The following is an 11,139-nucleotide window of genomic DNA, read 5'->3' as shown; positions in this document are numbered from 1 at the left end:
TTTAGTAGGCATTGACTTTTTATAAATATCATCATATTATACTATGCAATATGCGTTTTAGATGCTGAACAGCTTACTACCCTTCCAGTCTGGAGATGAAAGTGCGTTGAGTCAGCCGTTGTTTATCCCGCCTTTGGGGAAGTTGAGAGGATATTGCAGCGGCTCAACGGTAAGAGGAGCAAGGGTTATAGGGGTTGAGGGGGGATTTTTGGAGAGAAAATTTGCTCGTAACTCGAAAAATTCCCAAATTGGGGTGGGAAAACGTCTAACTAATAAATAAGCGGTCAGATAAAACCGCTTAGAGTCCAGGCATTAGTTACATCTTTCTTAACAAAAAATGAGTACATCCCGCAAAATCCAGATCGCACTCGTGGCAAGTCTCCTGTGGTCATCTACATCCATAAGCAGTTTTGCTGCTACCAACTCGATTACCTCTGAAAAGTTTCAGTCAGACACGGTAAAACTTCCTGTGGAAAGTATTCCATCTAGGCAGTTAAATTTAACACCAGATACTAATTTAATTGCTGGTGATATTAGGAATCAAGTCAGCAGAATGATGTATGCTTCTTATACGTTCTCAAGATTTGACGAAATCTGGAAGAATCCAGTAGACAGGCAGAAAAGATTATTTGCTCACTGCAACGCTGTAAAAGAATTCCCAGTTAAACTGTGTTTTTCTTTTTTGCAACTTTGGTTAGGGGATTCAATAGAGACTTTCAGGGACGAAAATGATTTTACGGATATGGACAATATAATGGACGAGCTAAATAAAATGAGACGGAATAAATGATAATACGTGAGAGTAAAATCTCTTTTACTTTGGGGACATTACCAACTTAGTGCTGCTCCATTTCCGTGTTCAAAAACTTGAAGAAAAAGCGATCTTGCCCACTCGACGAAGGGCGCGATCGCTTTTTTTCGGAGTGCGTAGGCAACGCCCGTCTTAGATATCGCTTTTTGTTTACGAGAGAGCCATTGATTGACGCGATTACATTAATTTTTCTTAATAATAATTAATCTTTTTGGGCTTGTTCAGTTTGAGTAACTAAGACATAATCTGATCAAGGTAAATTATTCTATTTCCCCTTATCTATAGCCAGTCTAAATTATGTCTGGACACTTTGCCACATCATTGGTGCAGTTCTGCCAATCTTCTGGGCTAGAGATGAATGTTCACTTTTTCTTAGAAGAAAAGCCAATTAGACAAGAGCAGAAATTGAACACTTTAAGTAAGTATGTTCAGAAATATCCCCAAGGATGGAAAAAAAGGTTAGAACTAGCTAATTTGCTTTACCAGATGGGAGACTGGCAACAAGCGGTTGCCGAATATCATCAAGTGATTGAGCGACAAGCGCAATTAATGGGTGTGCGGCTGCAACTAGGGAAGCTATTGCAGCTAATGAAACGAGAAAAAGAGGCAATAGAAGTCTATGAAAAAGCCTTGTCGTGTTACGAAAACGAAGCGACTCAGCATCATATCAAGGGATTGATTGCAGTTTGTCGGGGTGAGAGTGACAAAGCAATTATTGCCTTTAATTTAGCAACTCATTTAGAACCTGAAAAAGTCGTTCACCGGCTGGCTTTGGCACAGGTGCATCAGCAGATAGAAAATCATCTTGGCGTGCTCAGTGCTGTGGAGCAAATTTTGGCAATCAACCCAGATGATGTTGTGGCGTTGATTTACAGCCAAGATGCGAATCTGGCGGTGGGGGATATGAGCGCCGCAACAGAGCAGTTGAGCAAGCTTATAGCTCTATTTCCGAATGATTTTAGGGTACTGCAACGACAAATTGAGCAACGTCTTCAGATGAGATTAGTTTCTGGTGAAGAGGGGAAACTGACGAAAAAGATGATTACCTCTTTACTGCTACAAACTCCTCATGGGGCTGAGGCTCACAATTCTCTGGGCTATTATCACATTTTCCGAGGCGATTGGCGGCAAGGTGTCGAGGTGTTAGCAGAGTTTACCACCGAACACCCCAATCATCCTTATGGTTGGTATTACTATGGCCGGTGCTTATACGACACGAGAGACTATCAAAAAGCAGCACAGATGATGGCGAATGCTTATCAACTGTATCCCGATAATTGTGCAATTTATCAGGTCTTGTGTGAAATTTTACCGGCTGCCAAACGCTGGGAAGAATTGCGTTTTGTGGTAGAACAGATGCTGAAACGATTTCCTGAACGTTGGAGTGTTTGGGCGACTGCGGGGCGGGTGTTGGTGGAACACTTCAAAGAGATTGAACGAGGATGTAGTGTTTCTGAGCAGGGCACAAAACTTCAGCCGCAGTTAGTTGATGCTTGGTTTCGTCATGGGCGGGTGTTGGCTTTGGCGCTTAAACATCAAGAAGCGGTGGAGGCGTTGGAGAAAGGATGGAAGTTGTTACCAGCGGGAATTTCTCTGCAATTCGTGCCGACGGCGTTGTGGCTGGCGGAGAGTTACCAGGTGCTGGGGGATGTTGGGGCTAGTCAGCGCTGGTGGAAAGTTGCCGGTGAGGGATGTCAGGAATTGAGAGGGTTTAACGGGGCTATGGCTGACTACTGGTTAGGGAGAGCCTTGGTGGGGTTGAAAGATCCGTTGGGGGCGATACAGGCTTATGAAAGTGCTTTGAGTCAGCAGTTGTTGTATCCAGCGCGTGGGGAGGTTGAGAAGAGTTTGCTGCGGTTGAAGGGTAAGAAGGGGAAGGGTTCTAGGGGTTGAGGGGGGATTTTTGGGGGAGAAAATTTCCTCGTAACTGGAAAAATTACTAAATTGGGATCGGGAAACGTCTAAAAGATGTGGGAAGAAAAAACCACCAATCAACGTAAATTTCAACAAACGAGGTATTGTCGTATGAGTTTTGTCAAAAAATTACCAGCAGTTTTAATCGCTGCGGCTGGTATCTCTTTGGGTTTCGTTGGTACAGCCTTAGCGGAAACGATTTTATTAGGAGAGAAGACTCTCGGCCCTCAAGAGACATTGAACTTAATGCCAAAAGATATGAGGAATATAACGCTTTGCTTCCAGACAACTGATAACTTAGTGGGTAACCTAAAATTGCTTTATATCACCGACAGGGTGGGCGGAATAGACGTAAAAATAGAAGATTTACAGGCTAGCCCTAAAGAACAATGTATATCCAAAAGAATTGGTATATATCCGGTAAAGGTAGTAAATATGGCAAGAAATAGGCCTGAGTTTAGTCGATCTGTTCGTGTACGTGCGACGCAGGAATAAAGAATTACGTCAGGAAGCGCACATCTAAAGGCCTAGGCTTGAAAAAGTCAGAATCTGACCAGACTAAGTATGTTTCACGAGTAGTAAAGCAGGGTGGATTTATTGTCAGAGGATAAGTAGCTAGGCGCAAATAAACCTTGCTGTGTAACCGAATGTAAAGCTGCTAGAACCGTAAGCGAATTGCGACGTTTAACGAACAATGACATACTTATGTATATTTCCACTCATCTACTTAAATGTATCATAGTATTTGCGATGGGGTCAGACCCGATCGCAAATACTATCCTAACTCGGTGTATCGCTAATGAACTTAATTGAAGCTATTATTGCAGTTCCTGACCATCGACATCCAAGAGGTATTAAGTAGGTAGGCGCAAAGAAACCTCGTTATGTAACGGAATCTAAATCTGCCAGAACCATTGCGATTGCTTCGTTTCACTTCGTTTCATGCAGCTATGACATACTTATGTATTTTCCCTGTATTTTCCCACTCATCTACTTAATTGCTAATTGCTGATGCCGATAAGATTGTTTTTCGGAGATGCCCCATGCCCAATGACTATTGACTATTGACTGCTGACTAATGACCGATTTTCTTCGGATTTTGTCAAAAAATTGCGAGCTTGCATAATCCCATAAAGGTTAACATCTGTTTCTAACAAACAAGCATGACCGCTGTTAGCCAGCAGCACCATTTCAGCTTTGGGAATTACCTTGACTAAAAGCTTCGCTTCTACTAGAGAAGGCAGCAGCCGATCGGCACCGCTAGCAATTACTAGCGTCGGCTGTTTGATGCCGCGCAACTGATTTTCGTCAACATTAAACGATCGCACTAACGCCAATCTCCACACCGACGTATTTTGCGGTACTGCTTGCATCGCTTCTAGCAAAGCGCGCCGATCGTCGCGCCCAATCTTTCCTAATGATGCTAATATCGGCAATAAACCGATTACCGACAGCGGATACAGGTTGGCCGGCAGCCACTGAGTCAGATACGATCCCCACTGCACCCAAGGCTGCTGTCGAAACGAAGAAGCTGGATTGACTAAAATTAATCGATCGCACACTTGAGGAGCTTCTAACACAACTTTCATCGCTAAACAGCCCCCAAATGACTCGCCGCACAGATAAACCGGCCGCTTCGGCTTTCCGGCTTGCTTTTCGGCTTCAATTAAGGCAATTGTTTCCCCAACCAGTACATCCCAACTAGGCGTATCGTCCGCAGGTAAAGTTAAGCAACGGATGTCGAAATGATTGGCTAATTTAGGAATTTGGGAGCGCAGCAGCAAACCGCCCCCGTCCATACCGGGCAGAAATACAAATAAAGGGCGATCGGGTTTCGGCGGTTTGGGGGTTAGGAAACGAATCTTGTTGTTAGCATTTGCCATGATTCAAGTCAATCGATTTTAGATTTTAGATTTTAGATTTTAGATTGGAAATCTGACACCAGCCCACAGTCAACAGCCAACAGCCAACAGCCAACAGCCAACAGTCAACAAACTTACAAACAACCTCGTTGGAGTAATTCTGCAATTTCTCCCTGACAGTGGTTCGTGAGTTCAGCAACAACAGCTTTGGCTTTTTTGCCTTGATATTGCTGCTGTCTCTCGACAGTAATCCAGTAAGGCCGGCCGATTAAAACATTAACTCGCTGATAAATTATCACAGGATGCCACCCAGATCGATCGAACAGCGGTTCCGAAGGATCAAACAAACTCAACAACTTGAGCGGTACACCCGATCGTACTGAGTGTTCCTCAAAAGAACTAATCGCCACCGGCAAAACTGCCAAATCCCGCACCGGTGCTCGCAAAGCCAAATGAGCAAATCCCCGCTGAAACTTCCCCACAGTATTCGGCCCCGTCAGCTTCACCATCGGTTCTGCACCCTCTGGAAACACCCCCACCATCTCGCCGCCTTGCAGTAGCGCTGTCGCTTGAGAGAAAAAATGCTGCTGTCGGTGTTCCGGTGCTTCCAAGGGGAAAGCGCCGAAAGTCGTGACCACTTCCCTCATCACCGGAACTTGACCCATGTAATGATGACAAGCAAAGCGGATCGATCGACCCAAAGCCGCCGTCAGCAGCACAGGATCTAAGAAACTGCGGTGATTGCTCACCACCAGAACCGGACTCTCTTGGGGAATCCGGTCTTCGCGGTACATAAACATCTGCGTTCCCAAACCAGCCAGGAAACAGCGCGAAATCAGCAATTTGCTCTCTGAAGACATGGGCGAAAAGACAGGTGCGACGCTATAAAGGTTGATTCCATTCCCCCGCAGCTTAACATTTCTTTACCAAGTCGGGGCTCCCTCAAAAAGTAGACTTTCCCCTTGTGCCTTTGTTTCGTAAGCTGTTGGACATTTAAACTGTGAACTAAAATTTGATAAAGTTCTTGTGGGGAGTAGGGGTTGGGCCAGAAAGCCCGCACAAAAAATACGATTTAGATTCAGAACAGCTTAGTCCTGGACGCAGGGGTTGCCAGAAACCGGGTTTTTTGCGAAAAGACGCGTTACAGCCCGCCAAAACAGTAAAAAACCCGGTTTCTTTGTCGGAGTGCGTAAGTCTTGTTTCGGCCAAATTTCCCAGTCAGAAACAAAAATTCATAAAGTGTTGTTGCAAACTTCTATAAAAATGTTTAAAACAGCCCTAAAACCAGGTTGCGGCAGCTAAACTTAGAAATTTACAGTGGCCATTGACACACTGTCAAAGTATTTTTGGACAAGTCGTAATAGCAATCTCGCGAGGCATCAAATGAATAACATCCAAAACTATCGCCTTAAATGTACGCTCACCTTTGGCGACATTTACGGTCAAATCATTGTTTGGCTGATAGTCATCTTCCTAAGTCTAGCGTCGGCACTCGCCTTGTGGAGTAGCGCCCGCCAAATCTTCGCCTTGGCTACCGTCGGCTTGATTTTAGTGCTGTCTCTGCCCTTCTTGCTGTTTGCTTTCGTTACAACTCTGCTAAATAACATTGAAGTGCTTGCTGTAGAACCCGGTACGGAAACTCAACCTTCTGCAACGGGAAATCAGTCCACTCAGCAGCCTATCGAAAGCGCCGGCTAGTCCAATGTGAAATTTTAACTTTTGATTTCCCATTCAAATCAAAAGTTAAAAAACTTCCTGCTCTTTTGGTAGGAAGTTTTTTTTTGCGTCACGATAAGTTGAGCAGAACACTCAAAATAATTCAAAAAGATGCTAGAACACGACGTAATCATTGTAGGCGGCGGTTTAGCAGGTTGCCGCGCCGCAGTAGAAATTGCTCGGACTGACCCCAGTTTAAAGGTAGCTGTCGTCGCCAAAACTCACCCGATTCGATCGCACTCCGTCGCAGCCCAAGGGGGCATGGCTTCCAGCCTCCAAAATGTCGATCCCGAAGACAGTTGGAAAGCCCATGCCTTCGACACAGTAAAAGGTTCAGACTATTTAGCCGACCAAGACGCGGTAGAAATCCTCACCCGCGAAGCACCCGGTGTAGTCATAGATTTAGAACACATGGGAGTCCTCTTCTCCCGCCTCCCAGACGGCAGAATTGCCCAGCGCGCTTTCGGCGGACATTCCCACCGCCGCACCTGTTACGCCGCCGACAAAACCGGTCACGCCATCCTCCACGAATTAGTCAACAATCTGCGCCGCTGCGGAGTTCACATCTATCAGGAGTGGTATGTTACGCGCCTGATTTTGGAAGAAGGCCAAGCCAAGGGCGTAGTTATGTACCGCCTTCTAGATGGTCAAATTGAGGTTGTCCGTGCTAAGGCGGTGATGTTTGCCACGGGGGGTTACGGCCGAGTTTACAATACCACGTCGAACGATTACGCCTCGACGGGAGACGGTTTGGCGATGACGGCTTTAGCTGGATTGCCGCTGGAAGATATGGAGTTTGTGCAGTTTCACCCGACTGGTTTGTATCCCGTGGGAGTGTTGATTTCCGAGGCTGTGCGGGGCGAAGGCGCTTATTTGATTAATTCAGAGGGCGATCGATTTATGGCTAATTATGCGCCGTCGCGGATGGAATTAGCGCCCAGAGATATCACCTCGCGGTCAATTTCCATAGAAATTCGTGCCGGCCGAGGAATTAATGTTGATGGTAGTGCCGGCGGCCCCTTTATCTATCTGGATTTGCGGCACATGGGACGCGAAAAAATCATGAGCAAAATTCCTTTTGCTTGGGAAGAAGCCCACCGTTTGTTAGGAATTGATGCCGTAAATCAGCCGATGCCCGTGCGCCCTACCGTTCACTATTCAATGGGGGGAATTCCTACTAATGTTAGGGGGCAAGTTCGCAGCAGTCCTGACAGTTTGGTAGACGGTTTCTTTGCCGCCGGCGAAGCAGCTTGCGTGTCCGTTCACGGCGCAAACCGTTTGGGCAGCAATTCGCTTTTGGAATGCGTCGTTTATGGCAAAGTTACTGGCGCAACTATAGCACAATTTGTACAAAATCGCAAGTTGCCGACAGTAGACGAACAGCGTTATATTATGGAAGCAAAAGAGCAAATTCAGGCACTTGTAGAGCGTCCCGGAAAATACCGCATCAATCAAATCCGGCAGCAGTATCAAGATACTATGACTGAGTATTGTGGTGTATTTCGTAGCGCCGAATTGATGCAGGAAGGTTTAAAGAAATTGGAGGATTTAGAGCGACAATATGAGGATGTTTACTTAGACGATAAAGGCAAGTTGTGGAATACGGAAATTGTGGAAGCTTTGGAGTTGCGGAGTTTGATTATTGTCGGTAAAATGATTTTAACTTCTGCTTTGAATCGGCAGGAAAGTCGGGGAGCTCATTCGCGGGAAGATTTTACTGAGCGCGATGATGGGAATTTTTTGAAGCATACAATGGCCTATTATTCGCCTGCGGGGATTGATTTGGCTTATATGCCGGTGGCGATTACGATGTTTGAGCCGCAGGAGAGGAAGTATTAATTTGTAGGTGGGCATTGCCAGCCCTGTTAAGGTTGTGAAGAAATCCCTCAAACGCTTGAAATTGCGTAGGGGGCGATCGTTAAATCTGATTCTTTTAAAAGGCGATCGGTAATAAACCAGGTTTATTGCCGATCGCCACCGCCTAGAATGACGCAAATCAGTCGTTAGCGCAGCCCTCGAAGAGGATCGCACCAAGACGCGGGCTGGCTGGCAATGCGTACCTTAGCAATTGAGAGGAAATTCGGCACTCTTTAGTCTCTCGTACCACTTTTAGTCATATTGGGCTATAATTATGTCAGATACGACATATTATTGTAAACTCTATGACTGGACTGTACCTAATTTATGGAATCCCAAGGCGAGAACAAGGATGTTGTTTGGCTTAGAGGCGAAGTAAAAACTCCTCCTTTTTCGGCCTCAGCGCGAATCGAGGTAGGGATTTTATTAAGGATGTTACAAAATGGAGAAATTTTAGCCATGCCTGTCTCTCGACCTATGCCAAGCATCAGCCCTCACTGCCACGAATTGCGGATCAATGATAGTGAAGCCGATAAACAGTGGCGAATTATTTACCGGATTGACTCAGATGCTATTGTCATTGCAGATGTGTTTCAAAAAAACACCCAGAAAACGCCTAAGCGCATGATTGAAAACTGTCAAAGACGACTGAGATCGTACGATCGAAGCTCAGGAGAAACCTAGTTATTTCAGGACTTCCTTTAGGGTGGGCATTGCCCACCTTACAAATTGAGAGACAATTCACCATTCACAATCCTTGGTCTTTGCAATTCATATAATTAAAAGAGGTAATATTTACAATGGATGCCATTAAACGTCAACGTTTAGAAGCAGCAGGTTGGCGGGTGGGAGATGCCGCAGACTTTCTAGAACTTTCAGCCGAAGAAATTGCTTTTATTGAGATGAAGCTGTCTCTAATTAAACGCTTGAAGCAGCTTCGCATTAGTCAAAATCTTTCTCAAGAAAATTTGGCTAAGAAAATTAAATCTAGTCAGTCACGGGTAGCTAAAATAGAAGCTGGCGATCCGTCTGTTTCTCTTGATTTGATGGTAAGGACAATGCTAGCGCTGGGAGCAACTCGCGAGGATGTGGCACTCGCTATTACTTCTTCCAAAAGCTGAGAAGCAGACAGTTGAAATTTGAGAATCTTCGAGAATTTGAAGTTAACTTTATCCCGATAAAACTATCTCAGCCGTGATAATTCTGGGTAACTTCCTCCACAGATAAACTTAACGCCTTCGCCACTTGTTCGGCACTCAAACCCATTCCCAACAACCGAGGAATTGCATCCCTTCTTGCCTGAAGCTCAGCTTGTCGTGCCTGCTCTGCACTCTCGGCTCTTTCCCGTTGTTGTTCCCCCTCGCAATCTCTCTAATTCTGCTCTTTCATCACCAATCAACAGCAAATTACCTTCCTCGTCCCACCAGCGCAGCCAAAGCATGGTTTGATTTTGATAACTGCTTTGCCAAAGTCCCAATTCTACGCCTACCTAAAGGTGCAATGGGAAAATGACCACGCTGATTCAGTTCTAACAGTTGATAATACCCGTCAATCAACCGATAAACTTCTAATCTGCCATTATTAACTTGGTAGATGCCGTAATAGAGAATTCGCATCACCTGTTCGTACACCCAAAACTTGCCCGGTTTAGTAGTGCGTAGGTTGGCTTGAGGAACGAAACTCAACATTTTCGCTACAATTTTCCTTAACAGAACCGTATTGGGCTATAGCATAGGATAAATCTTGCGAAAACCATAAAAAATTTCGTACTTCTAAACAGTTAAAAATAATATATGACTAAAACAACACAGACATCTCAATTCCAGCAAGCTCTTGAAGCTGTAGAAGTTTTATCATTAGAAGATCAAGCCCTGCTTCTAGAGATTCTTCAGAATCGTCTGCGACAACAGCGACGAAATGAATTACTCAAGGAAGTTGCAGAAGTTCGTCAAGAGTATGCTGAGGGCAATGTTAAATTTGGTTCGGTAGCCGATTTTATGGCGGAGTTAGATGATTGATGAAAATTGGTTGGACTCCCAAATCTATTCGTAGTTTCAAAAAGTTGGTTCGTAAAAATCCTCAGCTTCGCCTTTTAATTGAAGCTACGCTTGAACTTTTGTCTGAAGACTGCTTTAACCCCAGCTTGCGAACTCACAAACTGACAGGAGATTTATCGGGTATCTGGTAGTGTTCAATAGATTATGATTATCGGATTTTATTTGAGTTTGTGACCGATCCAGAAGATGAGGAGGAAGCTATTTTATTGCTCAAAAGGGGTTCTCATGATGAAGTCTATTAAGACCGATCGCCCTTTTCCCCAATTCTCTCTCACTATCTCACTCTCCAGCATTATCCCTAACTTCCTCCACGGATAAACTTAACGCCTCCGCCACCTGTTCGACACTCAAACCCATTCCCAACAACCGGGGAATTGCATCCCTTCTTGCCTGAAATTCAGCTTGTCGTGCCTGTTCTGCACTCTCGGCTCTTTCCCGCTGTTGTTCCCCTCGCAATCTCTCTAATTCTGCTCTTTCATCGCCAATCAACAGCAAATTACCTTCCTCGTCCCACCAACGCAGCCAAAGCATTGTTTGATTTTGATAACTGCCTTGCCAAAGCCCCAATTCTACGCCTAAAGATGCAATGGGAAAATGACCGCGCTGATTGAGTTCTAACAGTTGATAATACCCCTCCATCAACCGATAAACTTCTAATCGACCGCTGTTAATTTCATAGATGCCGTAATAGGGAATTCGCATCACCTGTTCGTACACCCAAAACTTTCCAGGTTTAGTGACTACCCCTTCATCGGTGCGAGATAAAGGAGTACGATCGCGCTCTTCATCACCGTTCCCGCTCGCAAATTCCAAAGCAATTAACGGTGCTATGTGTTCCCGCCACAGCCAGAAGTGTTGAATGATAGGAAAAGATTGCTAAAATTGGCCCAATAATGTATAATTGCAGAGTTATAAATTATTA

10 protein-coding genes and 2 pseudogenes are annotated in these 11,139 nt (G+C 45.0%); 8 read left to right on the top strand and 4 right to left on the bottom strand.

Annotation, left to right across the window (positions count from 1 at the left end; all coding sequences use genetic code 11):
* Positions 1-337 precede the first annotated feature (337 nt).
* From QUA00_RS34775 to QUA00_RS34765, 3 genes are all read left to right on the top strand, one after another.
* The gene (locus QUA00_RS34775) at positions 338-790 is read left to right on the top strand and encodes a hypothetical protein (RefSeq protein ID WP_333142660.1); all 453 of its coding nucleotides are present in this window, start codon (positions 338-340) and stop codon (positions 788-790) included.
* Between the two features lie 318 nt (positions 791-1,108).
* The gene (locus QUA00_RS34770; RefSeq protein WP_333413064.1) at positions 1,109-2,704 is read left to right on the top strand and encodes a tetratricopeptide repeat protein; all 1,596 of its coding nucleotides are present in this window, start codon (positions 1,109-1,111) and stop codon (positions 2,702-2,704) included.
* Between the two features lie 75 nt (positions 2,705-2,779).
* Complete coding sequence (locus tag QUA00_RS34765; RefSeq protein WP_333413062.1) at positions 2,780-3,220, top strand: hypothetical protein; 441 nt, start codon at positions 2,780-2,782, stop codon at positions 3,218-3,220.
* A 566-nt stretch (positions 3,221-3,786) separates the two neighbouring features.
* Here QUA00_RS34765 and QUA00_RS34760 read toward each other — a convergent pair.
* Positions 3,787-4,608, bottom strand: a complete 822-nt coding sequence (locus tag QUA00_RS34760; protein WP_333413060.1) for an alpha/beta hydrolase — start codon at positions 4,606-4,608, stop codon at positions 3,787-3,789.
* Positions 4,609-4,721: 113 nt separating this feature from the next.
* A complete protein-coding gene (locus tag QUA00_RS34755) occupies positions 4,722-5,447 on the bottom strand; it encodes a lysophospholipid acyltransferase family protein (RefSeq protein WP_333142666.1) in 726 nt (241 codons plus the stop codon).
* 523 nt (positions 5,448-5,970) lie between these two features.
* Here QUA00_RS34755 and QUA00_RS34750 point away from each other — a divergent pair.
* The 4 genes from QUA00_RS34750 to QUA00_RS34735 all read left to right on the top strand — a co-directional run bounded on the left by QUA00_RS34750 (position 5,971) and on the right by QUA00_RS34735 (position 9,281).
* On the top strand, positions 5,971-6,285 hold the full coding sequence (locus tag QUA00_RS34750) for a hypothetical protein (protein ID WP_333104558.1): 315 nt from the start codon (positions 5,971-5,973) through the stop codon (positions 6,283-6,285).
* Positions 6,286-6,414: 129 nt separating this feature from the next.
* On the top strand, positions 6,415-8,142 hold the full coding sequence (locus QUA00_RS34745) for a succinate dehydrogenase/fumarate reductase flavoprotein subunit (protein WP_333413058.1): 1,728 nt from the start codon (positions 6,415-6,417) through the stop codon (positions 8,140-8,142).
* Positions 8,143-8,487: 345 nt separating this feature from the next.
* Positions 8,488-8,844 carry a type II toxin-antitoxin system RelE/ParE family toxin gene (locus QUA00_RS34740; RefSeq protein ID WP_333413056.1) on the top strand — a complete coding sequence of 119 codons (357 nt, stop codon included), beginning with the start codon at positions 8,488-8,490 and terminating at the stop codon, positions 8,842-8,844.
* Between the two features lie 116 nt (positions 8,845-8,960).
* A complete protein-coding gene (locus tag QUA00_RS34735) occupies positions 8,961-9,281 on the top strand; it encodes a helix-turn-helix transcriptional regulator (protein ID WP_333289088.1) in 321 nt (106 codons plus the stop codon).
* Between the two features lie 67 nt (positions 9,282-9,348).
* On the opposite strand, the pseudogene QUA00_RS34730 reads toward QUA00_RS34735, so the two are convergent.
* Positions 9,349-9,809 (bottom strand): annotated as a pseudogene (locus tag QUA00_RS34730) (Uma2 family endonuclease); the annotation flags it as partial.
* A gap of 144 nt (positions 9,810-9,953) precedes the next feature.
* On the opposite strand from QUA00_RS34730, the gene QUA00_RS34725 reads away from it, so the two are divergent.
* A complete protein-coding gene (locus QUA00_RS34725; RefSeq protein ID WP_333413054.1) occupies positions 9,954-10,178 on the top strand; it encodes a hypothetical protein in 225 nt (74 codons plus the stop codon).
* Between the two features lie 318 nt (positions 10,179-10,496).
* Here QUA00_RS34725 and QUA00_RS34720 read toward each other — a convergent pair.
* Positions 10,497-11,066, bottom strand: a pseudogene (locus QUA00_RS34720) (Uma2 family endonuclease); the annotation flags it as partial.
* Positions 11,067-11,139: the final 73 nt, after the last annotated feature.

Source organism: Microcoleus sp. T2B6, assembly GCF_036700475.1.
In the GTDB taxonomy this organism is placed as follows: Bacteria; Cyanobacteriota; Cyanobacteriia; order Cyanobacteriales; family Microcoleaceae; genus Microcoleus.
Note: the sequence above shows the minus strand (reverse complement) of the source record. Positions and strands in the feature narration are given on the sequence as shown.

Excerpts from the sequence above, each read along its gene's own strand:
- QUA00_RS34765 (WP_333413062.1), top strand. The coding sequence starts at position 2,780 with ATGTGGGAAGAAAAAACCACCAATCAACGTAAATTTCAACAAACGAGG.
- QUA00_RS34755 (WP_333142666.1), bottom strand. The coding sequence starts at position 5,447 with ATGTCTTCAGAGAGCAAATTGCTGATTTCGCGCTGTTTCCTGGCTGGT.
- QUA00_RS34735 (WP_333289088.1), top strand. The coding sequence starts at position 8,961 with ATGGATGCCATTAAACGTCAACGTTTAGAAGCAGCAGGTTGGCGGGTG.
- QUA00_RS34760 (WP_333413060.1), bottom strand. The coding sequence starts at position 4,608 with ATGGCAAATGCTAACAACAAGATTCGTTTCCTAACCCCCAAACCGCCG.
- QUA00_RS34725 (WP_333413054.1), top strand. The coding sequence starts at position 9,954 with ATGACTAAAACAACACAGACATCTCAATTCCAGCAAGCTCTTGAAGCT.
- QUA00_RS34750 (WP_333104558.1), top strand. The coding sequence starts at position 5,971 with ATGAATAACATCCAAAACTATCGCCTTAAATGTACGCTCACCTTTGGC.
- QUA00_RS34745 (WP_333413058.1), top strand. The coding sequence starts at position 6,415 with ATGCTAGAACACGACGTAATCATTGTAGGCGGCGGTTTAGCAGGTTGC.
- QUA00_RS34740 (WP_333413056.1), top strand. The coding sequence starts at position 8,488 with ATGGAATCCCAAGGCGAGAACAAGGATGTTGTTTGGCTTAGAGGCGAA.
- QUA00_RS34770 (WP_333413064.1), top strand. The coding sequence starts at position 1,109 with ATGTCTGGACACTTTGCCACATCATTGGTGCAGTTCTGCCAATCTTCT.
- QUA00_RS34775 (WP_333142660.1), top strand. The coding sequence starts at position 338 with ATGAGTACATCCCGCAAAATCCAGATCGCACTCGTGGCAAGTCTCCTG.